The 17661-nt window shown below is 53.5% G+C and carries 18 protein-coding genes; 8 read left to right on the top strand and 10 right to left on the bottom strand.

Annotated elements, in window-relative coordinates; translation table 11 throughout:
• The first annotated feature begins 11 nt into the window (after nucleotides 1–11).
• From glpK to fpr, 3 genes are all read left to right on the top strand, one after another.
• Nucleotides 12–1526: a glycerol kinase GlpK gene (gene glpK / locus LH86_RS05610; protein ID WP_008457520.1), complete on the top strand. Its 1515-nt coding sequence runs from the start codon at nucleotides 12–14 to the stop codon at nucleotides 1524–1526.
• Nucleotides 1527–1632: 106 nt separating this feature from the next.
• Nucleotides 1633–2643 carry a class II fructose-bisphosphatase gene (glpX, locus tag LH86_RS05605; protein ID WP_039299172.1) on the top strand — a complete coding sequence of 337 codons (1011 nt, stop codon included), beginning with the start codon at nucleotides 1633–1635 and terminating at the stop codon, nucleotides 2641–2643.
• A gap of 99 nt (nucleotides 2644–2742) precedes the next feature.
• Nucleotides 2743–3489 (top strand): ferredoxin--NADP(+) reductase, encoded by a 747-nt coding sequence (gene fpr / locus LH86_RS05600; RefSeq protein WP_039299168.1) that lies wholly within the window; start codon nucleotides 2743–2745, stop codon nucleotides 3487–3489.
• Between the two features lies 1 nt (nucleotide 3490).
• On the opposite strand, the gene LH86_RS05595 is transcribed toward fpr, so the two are convergent.
• The gene (locus LH86_RS05595) at nucleotides 3491–3910 is read right to left on the bottom strand and encodes a DUF805 domain-containing protein (RefSeq protein WP_008457512.1); all 420 of its coding nucleotides are present in this window, start codon (nucleotides 3908–3910) and stop codon (nucleotides 3491–3493) included.
• A 117-nt stretch (nucleotides 3911–4027) separates the two neighbouring features.
• On the opposite strand from LH86_RS05595, the gene LH86_RS05590 reads away from it, so the two are divergent.
• Together LH86_RS05590 and tpiA are read left to right on the top strand one after the other, a co-directional pair.
• Nucleotides 4028–4627, top strand: a complete 600-nt coding sequence (locus LH86_RS05590) for a DUF1454 family protein (RefSeq protein WP_039299165.1) — start codon at nucleotides 4028–4030, stop codon at nucleotides 4625–4627.
• A gap of 108 nt (nucleotides 4628–4735) precedes the next feature.
• Nucleotides 4736–5503: a triose-phosphate isomerase gene (gene tpiA / locus LH86_RS05585; RefSeq protein WP_039289174.1), complete on the top strand. Its 768-nt coding sequence runs from the start codon at nucleotides 4736–4738 to the stop codon at nucleotides 5501–5503.
• A gap of 112 nt (nucleotides 5504–5615) precedes the next feature.
• On the opposite strand, the gene LH86_RS05580 is transcribed toward tpiA, so the two are convergent.
• From LH86_RS05580 to cpxP, 6 genes are all read right to left on the bottom strand, one after another.
• Nucleotides 5616–7088, bottom strand: coding sequence for a DASS family sodium-coupled anion symporter (locus LH86_RS05580; RefSeq protein ID WP_039299162.1), 1473 nt, complete (start codon nucleotides 7086–7088; stop codon nucleotides 5616–5618).
• A gap of 173 nt (nucleotides 7089–7261) precedes the next feature.
• Complete coding sequence (locus LH86_RS05575) at nucleotides 7262–8566, bottom strand: SLC13 family permease (RefSeq protein ID WP_039299160.1); 1305 nt, start codon at nucleotides 8564–8566, stop codon at nucleotides 7262–7264.
• 100 nt (nucleotides 8567–8666) lie between these two features.
• The gene (locus LH86_RS05570) at nucleotides 8667–9656 is read right to left on the bottom strand and encodes a sulfate ABC transporter substrate-binding protein (protein WP_039299158.1); all 990 of its coding nucleotides are present in this window, start codon (nucleotides 9654–9656) and stop codon (nucleotides 8667–8669) included.
• Between the two features lie 151 nt (nucleotides 9657–9807).
• Nucleotides 9808–10770 carry a 6-phosphofructokinase gene (gene pfkA / locus LH86_RS05565; protein ID WP_008457500.1) on the bottom strand — a complete coding sequence of 321 codons (963 nt, stop codon included), beginning with the start codon at nucleotides 10768–10770 and terminating at the stop codon, nucleotides 9808–9810.
• 182 nt (nucleotides 10771–10952) lie between these two features.
• Nucleotides 10953–11855: a CDF family cation-efflux transporter FieF gene (fieF, locus tag LH86_RS05560; protein WP_039299155.1), complete on the bottom strand. Its 903-nt coding sequence runs from the start codon at nucleotides 11853–11855 to the stop codon at nucleotides 10953–10955.
• Between the two features lie 123 nt (nucleotides 11856–11978).
• Nucleotides 11979–12488 carry a cell-envelope stress modulator CpxP gene (cpxP, locus tag LH86_RS05555; RefSeq protein WP_039299152.1) on the bottom strand — a complete coding sequence of 170 codons (510 nt, stop codon included), beginning with the start codon at nucleotides 12486–12488 and terminating at the stop codon, nucleotides 11979–11981.
• A gap of 151 nt (nucleotides 12489–12639) precedes the next feature.
• On the opposite strand from cpxP, the gene cpxR reads away from it, so the two are divergent.
• From cpxR to trmL, 3 genes are all read left to right on the top strand, one after another.
• Nucleotides 12640–13338: an envelope stress response regulator transcription factor CpxR gene (gene cpxR / locus LH86_RS05550; protein WP_039299149.1), complete on the top strand. Its 699-nt coding sequence runs from the start codon at nucleotides 12640–12642 to the stop codon at nucleotides 13336–13338.
• Nucleotides 13335–14705: an envelope stress sensor histidine kinase CpxA gene (cpxA, locus tag LH86_RS05545; RefSeq protein ID WP_008457485.1), complete on the top strand. Its 1371-nt coding sequence runs from the start codon at nucleotides 13335–13337 to the stop codon at nucleotides 14703–14705. The genes cpxR and cpxA overlap by 4 nt, the downstream gene beginning before the upstream one ends.
• A gap of 102 nt (nucleotides 14706–14807) precedes the next feature.
• Entirely contained in the window at nucleotides 14808–15281 is a 474-nt protein-coding gene (gene trmL / locus LH86_RS05540) for a tRNA (uridine(34)/cytosine(34)/5-carboxymethylaminomethyluridine(34)-2'-O)-methyltransferase TrmL (protein ID WP_008457484.1), read from the top strand.
• On the opposite strand, the gene cysE is transcribed toward trmL, so the two are convergent.
• The 3 genes from cysE to secB form a co-directional block, all read right to left on the bottom strand.
• The gene (gene cysE / locus LH86_RS05535) at nucleotides 15278–16093 is read right to left on the bottom strand and encodes a serine O-acetyltransferase (RefSeq protein WP_008457483.1); all 816 of its coding nucleotides are present in this window, start codon (nucleotides 16091–16093) and stop codon (nucleotides 15278–15280) included. The two genes, trmL and cysE, sit on opposite strands and share 4 nt — an antisense overlap.
• Before the next feature lie 78 nt (nucleotides 16094–16171).
• The gene (gpsA, locus tag LH86_RS05530; RefSeq protein ID WP_039299145.1) at nucleotides 16172–17191 is read right to left on the bottom strand and encodes an NAD(P)H-dependent glycerol-3-phosphate dehydrogenase; all 1020 of its coding nucleotides are present in this window, start codon (nucleotides 17189–17191) and stop codon (nucleotides 16172–16174) included.
• On the bottom strand, nucleotides 17191–17658 hold the full coding sequence (secB, locus tag LH86_RS05525) for a protein-export chaperone SecB (RefSeq protein ID WP_008457481.1): 468 nt from the start codon (nucleotides 17656–17658) through the stop codon (nucleotides 17191–17193). The genes gpsA and secB overlap by 1 nt, the downstream gene beginning before the upstream one ends.
• Between the last annotated feature and the right edge of the window lie 3 nt (nucleotides 17659–17661).

Below are 17661 nucleotides of genomic sequence, written 5' to 3'. Positions count from 1 at the left end.
AGGACTTGATTATGACTACAGAAAAAAAGTACATCGTCGCTCTCGACCAGGGAACAACCAGCTCGCGTGCCGTCGTCCTGGATCATGACGCCAACATCATTAGCGTTGCACAGCGTGAGTTTGAGCAAATCTATCCTAAGCCAGGCTGGGTAGAGCATGACCCGATGGAAATCTGGGCCACCCAAAGCTCCACGCTGGTAGAAGTGCTGGCGAAAGCCGACATCAACTCCGACGAAATCGCGGCCATCGGCATCACCAACCAGCGTGAAACCACGGTAGTCTGGGAGCGTGAAACCGGTAAGCCAATTTACAACGCTATCGTCTGGCAGTGCCGCCGTACCGCTGATATCTGTGAAGAGTTGAAGCGCAACGGTATGGAAGAATACGTGCGTCATAACACCGGTCTCGTGGTGGACCCGTACTTCTCCGGCACTAAAGTTAAATGGATCCTCGACCACGTCGAAGGCTCCCGCGAACGTGCACGCCGCGGTGAACTGCTGTTCGGTACCGTAGATACCTGGCTCATCTGGAAGATGACTCAGGGGCGCGTACACGTCACCGACTACACCAACGCCTCTCGTACCATGCTGTTTAACATCCACGAGCTGGACTGGGATGACCGCATGCTGGAAGCGCTGGACATTCCTCGCGCTATGCTGCCGGAAGTGCGCAAATCTTCCGAAGTCTATGGCCAGACCAACATCGGCGGTAAAGGCGGCACGCGTATTCCTATTGCCGGGATCGCGGGTGACCAGCAGGCCGCGCTGTTTGGCCAGCTGTGCGTGAAAGAAGGGATGGCGAAGAACACCTACGGAACCGGCTGCTTTATGCTGATGAACACCGGTGAGAAAGCCGTGGCCTCCACCAATGGTCTGCTGACGACTATCGCCTGCGGCCCGAAAGGTGAAGTGAACTACGCGCTGGAAGGTGCAGTGTTCATGGCGGGTGCATCCATTCAGTGGCTGCGTGACGAAATGAAGCTGATTGGCGATGCGTTCGACTCCGAGTACTTCGCCAACAAGGTGAAGGATACCAACGGCGTATACGTTGTGCCTGCATTCACCGGCCTCGGCGCACCCTACTGGGATCCGTATGCACGTGGGGCCATTTTCGGCCTGACCCGCGGCGTGAACTCTAACCACATCATTCGCGCCACGCTGGAATCGATCGCCTATCAGACCCGTGACGTGCTGGAAGCAATGCAGGCAGACTCCGGTATTCGTCTGCATGCGCTGCGCGTGGACGGCGGTGCGGTAGCCAACAACTTCCTGATGCAGTTCCAGTCCGACATTCTGGGGACTCGCGTTGAACGACCTGAAGTTCGCGAAGTCACCGCGCTGGGTGCCGCTTACCTGGCCGGCCTGGCCGTGGGCTTCTGGCAGAACCTCGATGAGCTGCAGGAGAAATCCGTCATCGAGAAAGAGTTCCGTCCTGGAATCGAAACCACCGAGCGTAACTACCGCTACGCTGGCTGGCAGAAGGCGGTTAAACGCGCCCTTGCCTGGGAAGATCACGAAGAGAAGTAATCGCTACAAGGCCCCTGAAAAGGGGCCTTTCAGTCTCTGCCTTTCCCGCCCCATTCCTCGCCTGTGCTAAACTCCCCGGCAATTCTGTTTGCTAAATGAGTCTGCTATGAAACGTGAACTTGCCATCGAATTTTCCCGCGTGACCGAAGCCGCTGCCCTTGCTGGCTACAAATGGCTTGGCCGCGGCGATAAAAATGTCGCCGACGGCGCAGCGGTAAACGCCATGCGTATCGTCCTTAACCAAATCAATATCGACGGCGAAATCGTCATCGGTGAAGGCGAAATTGACGAAGCACCGATGCTCTACATCGGCGAAAAAGTCGGAACCGGCAAAGGCGACGCGGTCGATATCGCCGTTGACCCCATCGAAGGTACGCGCATGACGGCGATGGGCCAGGCCAACGCTCTGGCAGTGCTCGCGGTGGGCGATAAAGGTACATTCCTCAATGCGCCCGATATGTATATGGAAAAACTGATTGTTGGGCCGGGAGCCAAAGGCGTCATTGACCTTAACCTCAACCTCGAGGACAACCTACGCCGCATCGCCGCTGCGCTGGAAAAACCGCTTAGCGAATTGACAGTGACAATTCTGGCCAAGCCACGTCACGACGAAACGATCAAAGAGATGCAGAAGCTTGGCGTGCGCGTGTTTGCTATTCCCGATGGCGATGTTGCCGCCTCAATTCTGACCTGTATGCCGGACAGCGAAGTTGACGTTCTCTACGGCATCGGCGGTGCGCCGGAAGGTGTGGTTTCAGCGGCAGTGATCCGCGCGCTGGACGGCGATATGCAGGGCCGCCTGCTGGCTCGCCACCACGTAAAAGGCGACAGCGAAGAGAATCGTCGCATCGGCGAGCAGGAGCTGGCGCGCTGCAAAGCGATGGGGATTGAGGCTGAACGCGTGCTAAAACTCGATGAAATGGCGCGTAACGATAACGTTATTTTCTCTGCTACCGGCATCACCAAAGGCGATCTGCTGGAAGGGATCACCCGTAAAGGCAATATGGCCACCACGGAGACGCTGCTGATTCGCGGTAAATCACGCACGATTCGCCGCATTCAGTCTATCCATTATCTCGATCGTAAAGATACCGAGGTACAGAAGCATATTCTGTAACGTTTCTCGTTTGTTGGTTCGAGCTTTCCGGCTCGTTTGGGCTGGAAATGCTGCCACATTCTGGTGAAGATAGGTAAAAAGCAACAACGGGAGTACAACATGGCGGAGTGGGTTACAGGCAAAGTTACCAGAGTTCAAAACTGGACGGATTCTCTCTTCAGCCTGACGGTTCATGCGCCGGTGCATGCGTTTACCGCCGGGCAATTTACCAAGCTTGGGCTGGAAATTGACGGCGAACGCGTACAGCGCGCCTACTCCTACGTGAATGCCCCCAGTAATCCCGATCTCGAATTCTATCTGGTTACCGTTCCCGAAGGGAAACTCAGCCCTCGTCTGCATGCGCTCCAGCCTGGCGATGAAGTGCAGCTGGTCAGCGAAGCCGCCGGGTTCTTCGTGCTTGAGGAAATCCCTGAGTGTAAAACGCTCTGGATGCTGGCAACCGGCACCGCGCTGGGGCCTTATCTTTCTATCCTGCAGGAAGGCAAAGACCTTGAGCGTTTTGAGAATATCGTGCTGCTCCATGCGGTCCGCTATGCCAGCGATTTAAGCTATCTGCCGCTGATGCTTGAGTTACAAGAACGCTACCAGGGCAAACTGCGCATTCAAACCGTGGTCAGCCGCGAAACGGTCGCAGGTTCGCTTACCGGGCGTGTTCCGGCGCTGATCGAAAGCGGTGAGCTTGAGGCGACCGTTGGTTTACCGATGGATATTGAAACCAGCCATGTGATGCTGTGCGGTAACCCACAAATGGTGCGTGACACGCAACAGCTTCTGAAAGATACCCGGCAAATGGCCAAACACCTGCGCCGCAGGCCTGGCCACATGACCGCCGAGCATTACTGGTAAATCAGCGGAATTTAACTTCGCTGGTCTCTTTCCCGAAACGGTTTTCGCCCTGGGTGCCCACAAAAGCGCCCAGGTCCATCAGCACCATGACGAAAATCAGCGTCGGGATAAAACGCCCTAATCCCCACTGCCACAGGGTGCCAAAGGTTTCCCAGTTACCCGCCACCAACAGCCAGGCAGGGATAAACAGCAGCGCCCACCAGCCTTTTTTATCCCTGTCGTGCAGGCGCTTCACGATCACCGCCGCAGTCGGAATCAGCGAACCGGTGAGGAAGAAGCCCGCCGTGGAATACGGCATGATTTCGGCTCCGGCCAGGGTAAACAGAATAATCAGCCCGACTATCCACGCGCCGATCCAAATCCAAAAATCGCGGCGTCCAATACGCCCTTTAAAAGAGAACAACCATTGCTGTATGGTCATGGGTAAGGTCCTTATTATTTTATCGCGGCGTAGTGTACCCTGGTCACCGCCCGTTTTGACAAGCCAACGGATTGCCGATTTAATCGGGATGATGAACCCATCAGGAGAAGTGTGTCGATGAAATACCTGCTGCCTGCCCTCGTGCTGCTGGCGCTGCCTTTGGCGGTGAGCCGGGCAGATCCTGCGTCAGACGCAGTTTCTCAGCTTCCGGCAGCGCCTTATCTGCTGCCCGGCGCACCCACTTTCGATCTGACCATTACCCAGTTCCGTGGCAAATTTGATATTGATAATCCATCGCTGCCGCTGAACGAATTTCGCGCCGTGGAGAAGAGCCGCGACAAAGCCAATCTGACCCGCGCCGCCACCAAGATCAACGAAAACCTTTATGCTTCTGCGGCCCTGGAACTCGGCACCCTAAAAATTAAGTCGATGCAGATAACCTGGCTCCCCATTCAGGGGCCGGAGCAAAAAGCTGCCCGTGGCAAAGCGCTGGAGTACATGGCAGCGATTATCCGCAGCTTCACGCCAACGCTTTCAAAGGCGCAAAGCCAGCAGAAACTGACCAAACTACTCAGCGACGGCAAAAATAAACGCTATTTCGCGCAGAACGACGGTGCCATTCGCTATGTCGTGGCAGATAACGGCGAAAAAGGGCTAACTTTCGCCGTTGAACCGATTAAGCTAACGCTATCTGAGACGCTAAACAGCGGCGAATAAATGACAAAAAGCAAAGCCTTTCGCCCGCCGACTCTCTATACTGTTTCACAGACCAAGCTGCCCGACGGGCAGTGATTCTTTTTATTGCTTACCGCGTGGAGAATTAAAATGCGACATCCTTTAGTGATGGGTAACTGGAAACTGAATGGCAGCAAACACATGGTTAACGAGCTTGTAGCTAACCTGCGTAAAGAGCTGTCTGGCGTGGAAGGCTGCGGCGTGGCTATCGCCCCACCAACCATGTACCTGGACCTGGCGAAACACGCTGCTTCCGGTAGCCACATCATTCTTGGCGCGCAGAACGTAGACGTTAACCTGTCCGGCGCGTTTACCGGTGAAGTTTCTGCAGACATGCTGAAAGATATCGGTGCTAAATACATCATCATCGGCCACTCTGAGCGTCGTACCTATCACGCTGAGTCTGACGAGTTCATCGCGAAGAAATTCGCCGTGCTGAAAGCAGCAGGCCTGGTACCAGTTCTGTGCATCGGTGAAAGCGAAGCTGAAAACGAAGCGGGTAAAACCGAAGAAGTTTGTGCACGTCAGATCGACGCCGTGCTGAAAACTCAGGGCGCAGCAGCATTCGAAGGTGCGGTAATCGCTTACGAACCAATCTGGGCTATCGGTACCGGTAAATCTGCAACCCCAGCTCAGGCTCAGGCAGTTCACAAATTTATCCGTGACCACATTGCTAAAGCTGACGCGAAAGTGGCTGAGCAAGTGATCATCCAGTACGGCGGTTCCGTTAACGATAAAAATGCAGCAGAGCTGTTTGCTCAGCCGGACATCGACGGCGCGCTGGTTGGCGGTGCATCCCTGAAAGCTGACGCTTTTGCGGTTATCGTTAAAGCAGCGGCTGAAGCGAAAAAAGCGTAACACTTTGGCCCCCGCTCTTTACGGGGGCCATTTTCACCCAGGCATCTAGCAAAATTGCATGCCTGAAACTACCCGATGCCGTACCTGCCTGTTCAATAAAATCAGCGTACGTTTACCAATATCCTAATATCCGCCACCACCATCCCCCCACTATGCCCCAGATCAATAAATTCACAGCGCTAATCACTAATCCCGTTTTCCACCAATCGGCTAAGGTTACGTAGCCAGAGCCAAAGATAATCGGCGCAGTCCCCGTCCCATAGTGAGTGAGTGACATCATAAGCGACGAAGCGAACCCCAGCATCAGACCCAGCAATGCTGGAGGTGCCCCGAGCGCAAGACCAGCGGCAAAGAATGCCGCAAACATAGCGGTGATATGAGCGGTAGTACTGGCGAAAAAGTAGTGCGAATAAACGTAGATCAATATCAGTAAAAGCGTTGCCGTTGACCAGTGAAGTCCAAGATGCTCGATAGACCCTTGCACACTTACTGCCAGCCAGCTGACCAGCCCAAGTTTACTCAGAAAGCTGGCCATCATGACTAATGCGGCAAACCAAACAATTGTGTCCCAGGCACCACGGCACTTTAGAATATCCTCCCAACTCAATACGCCGCTCAGCAGTAAAATAGAAAGGCCAACCAGCGCTGCCGTTGTGGGATTCAACTGCCAGTTTTCACCCAGCATCAGCGCCAGGACATCTGCCCACAGGCACAGCAATAATATAAATACGCCAAGCGTAATTTTTTCAGCCCGCGATAACGGCCCTAACTGATCTAACTTCTGGCGAGCAAACTTTGGTGCATCCGGGGTCTGACGAATTGAAGGCGGATAGAGCCACCAAATAACCAGTGGCATAATAAAAAGAGAAACCAACGCAGGTAACAGAGCTGCTATTGCCCACATTCCCCACGTCATATTCACTACGCCGTCAGACCCCTGAGTCAACAGGTTTACAACCAGTGGATTAGGGGCAGTGGCTGTGATAAACATCGCCGATGTGATCGGATTCGTATTGTAGTTCACTAAAGCCAGATAGCGACCGGTGCTACCATTGGCCACATCACAAGGCTTTGACCCCAGGCTATCGGCAATAGCCCGCATTATCGGGTGTATAATACCGCCGCCGCGCGCCGTATTACTCGGCGTTACTGGCGCAATAACAGTTTCAGCCAGTGCCAACGCCCAGGCAATACCCAGCGTTCGTTTGCCGAACAGAGAGATAAATCTATAACCAATCCGTGCACCCAGCCCGGTTTTTAGCAGGCTTTGTGACAGCATGATTGAGAGTCCAATCAACCATATAAGTGAATTAGAAAAACCACTTAGTGCATCATTTAACGCTGCAGCGGGTTTATTCGGCTGAGTAACACCGGTAATGGCAACGAGCATAATCGCCACCACTGAAATAGCGCCTATCGGCATCGCTTTGCCAATAATGGCAGCAATGGTGCCGATAAACAGTGCCAACAGCTGCCAGGCGTTAGAGGAAACACCGTCAGGAACAGGAATAGCAAACCAAATAATTAATGCTAACGAGACGGCTAATAACAGAGGCCTGATACGAACAGGGGTTAGATTATCCATTTCATCATTCCTTGAAGAATTCAATGCTGCGGCACTGAAAATAGGATCTACCTGAGCAGTATTTACAGACTTAATCCTGATAAAAAAGCCTACCGCGTCACTAATCAAAGAATTTTTCCGATCATCTCCTTAGCCTGACTAAATTGCTTTAGCGGATCGCTACAAAGTTATTTTTAGAGTTTGTGCAGCAGCTGGAACCAGCCATAGTCCAGCGGCAGCAAAATCAAAAACGTCACCACGGCCAGCGCCAGGCAAAGCTTCATTCCTTCCCTTGCCGGCACTTTCCCCAGCCCCATAGCCACCACAATCGGCGATGCCATATACGGCAGAAGCGGCGTTGAGTAACCCAGCACCTGAATCATAATCACCGACAAAAGCGGGAAGCCGGTCGCCTGCGAGAAGCTTTCGGCAAAGGTGGTATAGAGCGCGGGAACGCCGTTCGCAGTGACGATAAAGTTGAGCAGGCTGGTGATACCGGTTAGCGCGGCAAAGCTGGTGAACGGCCTGCTGGCATCCAGCGGCATAATCGCCATTAGCTTCTCGCCCACAAGAGCCCCAAGACCGATATGCGTCACGGTCGTGGCTAGTGCCAAAATACCCGCCACATAGAAGCAAGTACGCACATTCACGCCGCTGGCAAACTCCTCACCGCTGATAAACCCAATACGCGGCAAGAGCGTCACGCAGGCGGCCATCAGCCCTATCCATGCAGGACCAATGCCGTGCCAGCTTTCCGTCACCCATAGCCCGAGCACCACGGCCAGCAGCCACGCCAGCCGCTTCTCTTCGCCACTCATCGGCCCTGGGTGCTCAATTTGCGTTGGTGGCAACGGCTTGCCGGGAAATAGCCAGGCAATCAGGCCTATCAGCACGACGCCTTTCAGAATACCGAGCACCGGGGTGTGCAGCAGCAAATAAGGCAGATAGTTAAGATGCAGGCCATAAGATCCTTCCGCCGCCCCGCTCATCACCAGATTCGGCACATTTGCGGGTAAGATCGTCGCCGATAGCTGGAAAGTACCAAACCCCACGGCCAGCGCCAGACCGTACCAGGCGCGGGTACCGTCACCGATGGACGCTCTTTTCGCCATTGCCGCAACAATCGGCATCAGTAAGGCAATGCGCCCCATATTTGAAGGCATAACAAATGCCAGCGCATAGCTTAGTAGCACGACGCTGCCGACCATATGGAGCCAGGAGTCCGTCAGCCGGGCGGACAGCGCCCGCGCAACTCGATCGGCCAGACCCGTTTTGCGAATCGCTATGCCTAATACAAAACCGCTGAATACCAGCCAGAAGGCCGACGAAGCAAAACCACTAAAAACCACTTCGGCCGGGGCTATCTTTGCCACCATCGCCGCGGCGAAAAATAACAGTGCAGTCAGGTATTCCGGCAGCACAGAAGTGGCCCAAAGAATAATGGTGATGAGAATAATAATGCCGGGCAGGATCAGTGGATCTGACAACCAGAGCGACATACCTGTCTCCTGTAGAGTTTTTCAGCACTCTACGGGAAGATATTCTGCGAGTAAATGTCAGACCGTGGAAACAAAAATGGCCCCGCGGGGCCATTTAACGTTAACGCTTGCTGATTTGGTCGAAACTGCCGCCGTTGGAGAAGTGATCCTGCTGTGCCTTCGTCCAGCCGCCAAACTCTTCATCGATGGTGTAAAGCTTCAGTTTCGGGAACACTTTTTCGTATTTCTTCGCGACTTCCGGATCGCGCGGACGATAGTAGTTCTTCGCCGCAATCTCCTGGCCTTCAGGTGAGTAGAGATATTTCAGGTAGGCTTCCGCCACGGCCTGAGTCCCTTTCTTCTCAACAACTTTATCCACTACGGACACTGTCGGTTCTGCGAGAATAGATTCGCTCGGGGTCACAATCTCAAATTTGTCTTTGCCCAATTCATTGGTAGCCAGTAACGCCTCGTTTTCCCACGCAATCAGCACATCGCCAATGCCGCGTTCAACAAAGGTGTTGGTCGAGCCACGAGCACCGGAGTCCAGTACCTCTACGTTTTTGAATAAGGCTTTAACGAAGTCCTGCGCTTTCGCCTGATCGTTATTGTTGTGGTGCAGCGCATAACCCCACGCAGCTAAATAGTTCCAGCGCGCGCCGCCGGAGCTTTTCGGGTTTGGCGTGATGACAGACACACCCGGTTTGATCAGGTCGTTCCAGTCATGAATTTGTTTAGGGTTGCCTTTGCGCACCAGGAACACGATGGTGGAGGTATATGGCGCAGAGTTGTCCGGCAGGCGCTTGATCCAGTTTTTATCAATGCGCCCGCGCTCGGCGATGGCATCAACGTCATAGGCCAGCGCCAGGGTGACGACGTCGGCTTCAATGCCATTAATGACTGACGTTGCCTGCTTCCCGGATCCGCCGTGTGACTGGCGCACGGTGACCGTATCACCAGTTTGCTGCTTCCAGTGAGCGCTGAACGCTTTGTTGTATTCTTCATACAGTTCACGAGTCGGATCGTAAGACACGTTGAGTAACTGAATATCCTTCGCCAGTACGCCACCAGAAGCCAAAAGTAATGTTAAACCCACGCCCCACTTGTTCATCGCCCGCTCTCTTTATGAAGTTTGATGCGACCAGCCTGCCAGAAACTATTTCAAGGATTAAAGAATAAAAAAAGATTGGCTATAACTTTTGGCGATATAACAGGCAATAAAAAACCGGGCCAGGCCCGGTTTTCAATGACAGCAATCTGGCTTAGTACAGCTTTTTAGCGCAATCCAGCCAGTCACCTTTGAACGGACGCTTCATGTTTTCAATCGCGTCGATAATGTCATGGTGAACCAGTTTTTCGTTCTGAATACCGACGCAGCGGCCGCCAAAGCCCTGTAGCAGCAGCTCGATGGAGTAAGCCCCCATGCGGGATGCAAGGATACGGTCATACGCTACCGGAGAACCACCGCGCTGAATGTGGCCCAGAACGGTCGCACGGGTTTCGCGTTTGGTTTCGGTTTCGATGTATTTAGCCAGTTCATCAACATCGCAAATGTGTTCGGTGATAGCCACAATGGCGTGTTTCTTACCTTTCGCAATACCGGCTTTGATTTCTGCCACCAGATCTTCACGGCTGAATTCAACTTCCGGCAACACCACAAACTCACAGCCGCCGGCGATAGCCGCAGCCAGGGTCAGATCGCCGCAGTAACGCCCCATCACTTCAACGATGGAGATACGCTGGTGTGAAGAGGAGGTATCACGCAGGCGGTCAATCGCTTCAACCACGGTTTCCAGCGCAGTGAAGTAACCGATGGTGTAGTCGGTGCCTTTAATATCATTATCGATGGTGCCTGGCAGGCCGATGCAAGGGAAGCCCATTTCGGTCAGGCGCATTGCCCCCATGTAAGAACCGTCGCCGCCGATCACCACCAGCGCATCAATGCCGCGTTTTTTCAGGTTTTCGATAGCCACAGCGCGAATGTTTTCATCGCGGAACTCAGGGAAGCGAGCGGAGCCAAGGAATGTACCGCCACGGTTGATCATATCGGACACGCTGTAGCGGTCCAGCTGCACCATGCGATCTTCGTACAGACCCAGATAGCCATCATAGACACCCATGACTTCCAGACCTTCTGACAGCGCTGCACGCACCACACCGCGGATAGCCGCGTTCATGCCCGGCGCATCACCGCCACTCGTCAACACACCAATTTTTTTGATCATGACTACCTCTGAACTTTGAAAGCAAAATTAATCCTGTTGCCGGAAAACGCTGCGGGCAATCCGAAGCTTCGACGCTGCCCAAATAGTATAACAACGGCTCCCAGCTGAATTGATTCAGGTCAGGCCAAATGGCGGTACATTATGCAAAAACTGCCAGTCAGCGCCAACTTTCCAACGTAAAACTAAAGCTCGAAATGCCCCTGCCGTCCCGTCGGAACAACAGAGCAAGGATCCTGGTGGATAATCACATCCGATCCTGGAAAACGATGCAGAATCGCCTGCTCCACCTGTTCAGCCACAACATGTGCCTGAACCAGCGGTAAATTATCTTCCATCTCAATATGAAGCTGTATAAAGCGGGTCGGCCCTGACTGCCGCGTTCGGAGATCGTGGGCCCCTCTGACACCGGGCCACGCATTCACGATATCAATAATAGCCTGACGTTCCTCGTCTGGTAACGCCCGATCAAGCAGCGATTGCACGGCTTCATAGCCCATTTGCAGCGCGCTATACAAAATGTACACGCCAATACCCAAAGCAAACAGCGAATCAGCTCGATGCCAACCATACCAGGAAAGGCCTAACGCAATAAGAATTGCGCCATTCATCATAACATCAGACTGATAATGAAGCATATCAGCCCGGACAGCCTGGCTTTGCGTTTTTCGCACCACCCAGCGCTGGAAGGTCACCAAAATTAAGGTGCTTATCAGTGCCACAACCGTTACCGCCACGCCAATCCCAGGCTCTTTCATTGGAGAAGGTTCAGCCAGGTGCTGAATACCGGTTAAAAACAGAAACAGGGCCGAGCCAGAAATGAACATGCTTTGTGCGAGAGCGGCCAGCGACTCCGCTTTACCGTGACCGAACGTATGTTCTTCGTCTGCGGGCTGGAGTGAATAGCGCACCACAAGCAGATTCGTCAATGAAGCAGCGATATCGACCAGTGAGTCCACCAGCGCCGCCAGGATACTGACCGAGCCGGTATACCACCAGGCGAAAATTTTTATTAACAGTAACAACGACGCCATGACGGTCGCCGCGATTGCAGCCCGGCTAACCAGCTGCCCATATTGTTGATTCATGGGGGCTCCCGCAGGTGAATGCCGGTAGTATAGCGGATCAGGCCTGAGCGTCGGGCAAAAAAAACCCGCCTGGTGAGGCGGGGAAGACAGGGATGGTGTCTATGGCAAGGAAAACAGGGTTTGTTACTGGTTACTACGGGTACTGCTACTACTCATGGCCTGCAGCGAAACGCCCTGCTGCAGTTCCGACAGTTCACGGAGATGGTCCATGCGCTGCTGGTGTTTCTCATTTAAAGCGGCTTGCTGTTCTGGACTGAGTAAGTGGTACATTTGGTTGCGTACTTTTGCCATCTCGACCTGGCGGGCAACCTGTTCTTGTGCCATTTTTTCAGCCTGAGCTTTCACTGCCACTTCATCAAATTTATCTGCGGTGATCAGGCGATGCATGATCTCCATTTCGCTAACATTAACGGGTGGGCTATCATGCCTTGCCCGGTGCATAAGATCTCGCATCTGTTGGCGCTGTTGCTCAGTCAAACTTATGCCGTCAAACATGTGATTCTGAGCGTTGTTTCGTTTCGCCAGATTGTCGCTTTGTGGCCAGTTAACGCCGGTCGGCAAATCAGCGGCCTGGCTGGCGAACGAGATAAATGCCAGTGTTGAGGCCATGACGACAGCGGTAACATTGCGCATCACTTGCTCCCAAAATCTGTGTGTGCTGCGATTCAACGAGAGCCAGTCTACGATTCCCGCTGCAAACTAGCGTCAGGGGGTGTAAAACAACGTAAAGTCATGGATTAGCGCGCCTTGATGACGTAATTTCTGCCTCGGAGGTAATTTCACAATGAATAAAATCCTGTTAGTTGATGATGACCGAGAGCTGACTTCCCTGTTAAAGGAATTGCTCGACATGGAAGGTTTTGACGTAATTGTTGCTCACGATGGTGAGCAAGCGTTGACGCTTCTGGACGACAGCATCGACCTGTTATTGCTTGACGTAATGATGCCTAAGAAAAACGGCATTGATACGTTGAAAGAACTTCGCCAGACACACCAGACACCGGTCATTATGCTTACCGCTCGCGGTAGCGAACTTGACCGTGTACTCGGCCTTGAACTGGGTGCCGATGACTACTTGCCAAAACCCTTTAACGATCGTGAGCTGGTCGCCCGTATTCGCGCCATCCTGCGTCGTTCACACTGGAGCGAGCAGCAACAAAACAACGACAGCAGTTCACCAACGGTAGAAGTCGATGGGCTGAGCCTCAATCCAGGTCGCCAGGAAGCCAGCTTCGATGGGCAAGCGCTGGACTTAACCGGCACCGAGTTCACGCTGCTGTATCTCCTTGCTCAGCATCTGGGTCAGGTCGTCTCACGTGAACACCTGAGCCAGGAAGTCCTGGGTAAACGCTTAACACCGTTTGACCGTGCTATAGACATGCATATTTCCAACTTGCGTCGTAAATTGCCGGATCGCAAAGACGGCCATCCGTGGTTTAAAACCTTACGTGGCCGCGGCTATCTGATGGTTTCCGCTTCATGATAAGTAGCCTTACCGCGCGCATTTTTGCCATCTTCTGGCTGACGCTGGCTCTGGTACTGATGTTAGTTTTAATGCTGCCGAAGCTGGATTCACGCCAGATGACCGAGCTGATGGAAAATGAGCAACGTCAGGGCTACATGATTGAGCAACACGTCGAAGCTGAACTGGCAACCGATCCACCGAATGATTTGATGTGGTGGCGGCGTCTGTTCCGTGCCATCGACAAATGGGCACCTCCAGGCCAGCGTTTGCTGCTGGTCACCAGCGAAGGGCGAGTCATTGGCGCCCAACGCAACGAAATGCAGATCATCCGTAACTTTATCGGCCAGTCCGATAACGCAGATCACCCCCAGAAAAAGAAATATGGCCGAGTTGAGCTTGTTGGCCCATTTTCGGTGCGAGATGGTGAAGATAACTACCAACTTTACCTGATTCGCCCGGCCAGTAGCTCGCAATCTGACTTTATCAACCTGCTGTTCGACCGCCCTCTCTTACTGCTAATTGTCACCATGCTGGTAAGTTCTCCGCTGTTACTTTGGCTGGCCTGGAGCCTTGCGAAACCAGCCCGTAAGCTGAAGAATGCCGCAGACGAAGTCGCCCAGGGCAACTTACGTCAGCATCCGGAACTCGAGGCTGGGCCACAGGAATTCCAGGCCGCGGGCGCGAGCTTCAACCAGATGGTAACCGCGCTGGAGCGAATGATGACGGCGCAGCAGAGGCTGCTGTCGGATATCTCCCACGAACTCCGCACACCGCTGACCCGCCTGCAGCTTGGAACCGCGCTACTACGTCGCCGCAGCGGTGAGAGCAAAGAGTTGGGGCGCATAGAAACAGAAGCCCAGCGTCTGGACGGCATGATTAATGACCTGCTGGTGATGTCGCGCAATCAGCAAAAAAATGCGCTGGTTAGCGAGACGATGAAAGCGAACCAAATCTGGGCAGAAATGCTGGATAACGCCGCTTTTGAAGCTGAACAAATGGGCAAATCGCTGGAAGTCACCTACCCACCGGGTCCGTGGCTGATGTACGGTAACCCAAATGCGCTAGAAAGTGCGCTGGAGAATATTGTTCGTAACGCCCTGCGCTACTCGCACACCAAAATAGCAGTCAACTTCTCAGTCGATAATCAAGGTATTACCGTCACCGTTGACGATGACGGCCCGGGCGTCAGTCCGGAAGACAGAGAGCAAATTTTCCGTCCGTTTTATCGTACGGATGAGGCGCGCGATCGCGAGTCCGGTGGTACAGGTCTCGGTCTGGCTATCGTGGAAACTGCCGTGCAGCAACATCGTGGCTGGGTAAAAGCTGACGACAGCCCACTGGGTGGTCTGCGCCTGACGCTCTGGCTGCCGCTTTATCACCGCTGATAAACAGGATAAACATTTGCAATAACAGGCTCTACGGAGCCTGTTTTCGTTTCTGCTCAGTAGCTATTTTGCTATTCTTCGCCCCTAGTTGATGGGGGTTATATGTTAAATATCGTTTTGTTTGAGCCAGAGATTCCGCCCAATACCGGCAACATTATCCGCCTGTGCGCCAACACTGGTTTCCGCCTGCATATCATTGAACCAATGGGTTTTCCCTGGGATGATAAACGCCTGCGCCGCGCCGGGCTGGATTATCACGAATTTACAACAGTGCTGCGCCATCGCGACTATAACGCCTTTCTGGAAGCCGAAAACCCTCAGCGCCTGTTTGCTTTAACAACCAAGGGAACACCCGCCCACAGTGCTGTGAGCTATCAGGCTGGGGATTATTTGATGTTTGGCCCGGAAACTCGCGGGTTACCCGCTGAGATACTCAACGCCATGCCGCCAGAACAAAAGATTCGCATTCCCATGATGCCAGACAGCCGCAGCATGAACCTCTCTAACTCGGTGTCCGTGGTGGTCTATGAGGCCTGGCGCCAGTTAGGGTATCAGGGCGCTGTGCTCAGAAGCTAAATGCCGTCGCCGTATTCAAAGCCTGCGCCATTGAAGTGCTGATCCATATCTATCGCTGGCTTGTCACTTCCAGGCGTGCCCACGATTCGCGCCGGCACGCCAGCTGCCGTTGTATGCGGAGGAACAGGTTGTAGCACGACGGAACCTGCGCCAATTTTCGCGCCGGTTCCGACCTCAATATTGCCGAGGATCTTGGCACCTGCGCCAATCATTACGCCTTCACGGATTTTCGGATGACGATCGCCACTGGTTTTACCGGTACCGCCCAATGTGACCGATTGCAGAATAGAGACATCGTTTTCAACGACCGCCGTCTCACCAATGACAATCCCGGTGGCATGGTCAAGCATGATCCCACACCCAATTTTTGCTGCAGGGTGAATATCAACCTGGAAAGAAACGGATACCTGGTTCTGCAGGAAGATAGCCAGAGCCTGTCGCCCCTGCAGCCAAAGCCAATGGCCAATGCGATACGCCTGCAGCGCATGAAAACCTTTAAGATAAAGCAGCGGCGTTGAATACTTGTCTACTGCCGGGTCACGGGTGCGAACAGCCTGAATGTCACAAGCCGCAGACGCAATCATCTGTGGATCGGCCGCGTAGGCCTCTTCAACCACTTCGCGAATGGCAATGGCCGGCATAATCGGCGAAGCCAGCTTATTGGCCAGCATGTAACTGAGCGCGTTTCCAAGATTATCGTGCTTGAGGAGCGTCGCATGATAAAAACTGGCCAACATGGGTTCACAATCCGCAAGCGCTCGCGCTTCGGCTTTAATATTGCTCCACACCAAATCCAGTTCTTCAGACGACATTGCTCTCTCCAGACAGAAAAACAACGCCCGACACCAGGGTCGGGACGTTTCAGTTATTGCGGTGTATTAGGCGATCCTTCATTTGCCGCTTCGTTCATCCTTACGAGTACGACCAAGCAACGTTAATGCTGCCTCGCGCGCATTTTTTCCGCAATACAATACCTGATAAATTTCCTCGGTTATTGGCATTTCGACGCCTACCCGAGCCGCCAGCTCGCGAACTTCTTTGGTATTGCGATAGCCTTCAACCACCTGGCCAATCTTTTGCTGTGCACCATCCACATCCATTCCCTGACCGAGCATCATGCCGAAGCGACGGTTGCGGGACTGGTTGTCGGTACAGGTCAGTACCAGATCGCCCAAACCGGCCATACCCATAAAGGTTTCCGGCGAAGCACCGAGCGCGCTACCAAGGCGAGTCATCTCCGCAAGACCACGGGTGATAAGCGCGGTACGCGCGTTAGCACCAAAGCCGATGCCGTCCGACATCCCCGCGCCAATAGCGATAACGTTTTTAACCGCACCGCCAAGCTGAACGCCGATGAAATCGGGATTGCTGTAGACGCGGAAACTTTTACCGCAGTGCAGAAGATGTTGGAGATCATCCGCAAACTGGTCATCGGTTGCCGCAAGCGCAATCGCCGTCGGTAAACCTGCTGCCAGCTCTTTCGCGAATGTTGGGCCAGAAATGACCGCCAGAGGAACATCATCCCCCAGCGCCTCACGGGCAACATCCTGCAGTAGACGACCCGTTTCAGCTTCCAGCCCTTTTGTCGCCCACACAATACGTGCGTCCGGGCGCATCAGCGGCTTGATTTGACGCAACACTTGCCCGAACACATGGCTCGGTACAACCACCAGAATATTACGGCTGGCAGCCAATGCTACGGCTAAATCACGCTCAAGATGTAGGGTGTCGGGAAAAGGGACATCGGGCAGGAAAGCCGCATTGCAGCGATCGGCCTGCAGCGTGGCAATATGTTTGGCATCATGACCCCACAACACAACGTGGTGGCCATTTCTCGCAAGGGTAATTGCGAGAGCGGTGCCGTAAGAGCCGGCACCGATAACAGTCATTGAAGCATTAAGGCTGTTCATCAGGCATCCTGATGGTTTTCAGCACCTTCGCCAGCTTGCTGCTGCAGATAGTTCATGAACAACGCATCGAAGTTAACCGGTGCAAGGTTCAGCTGCGGGAAAGTGCCGCGAGAAACCAGGCTAGTAATACATTCACGCGCATATGGGAACAGAATGTTCGGGCAGTATGCGCCCAGGCAATGCGCCAGCTGCGTGCCTTCGATACCGTCAACGGAGAAGATACCCGCCTGCTGAACTTCACACAGGAAAGCAGTGTCTTCGCCCAGCGTAGCGGTCACGGTTACGCGCAGCACAACTTCATAAACATTTTCAGCCAGCTGGCTGGATGCAGTATCCAGATCCAGTTTTACTTCCGGCTGCCAGTCTTTCTGGAAAACGTGCGGTGCGTTAGGTGCTTCGAAAGAGACATCCTTGGTGTAAACACGCTGAATCTGGAAACCCATTTCTGTATTGTTTTGTTCTGACATTGT

The organism is Cedecea neteri (genome assembly GCF_000758325.1).
In the GTDB taxonomy this organism is placed as follows: domain Bacteria; phylum Pseudomonadota; class Gammaproteobacteria; order Enterobacterales; family Enterobacteriaceae; genus Cedecea; species Cedecea neteri_B.
The sequence above is the reverse complement of the archived record's forward strand: the minus strand, read 5'-3'. Positions and strand labels throughout refer to the sequence as shown.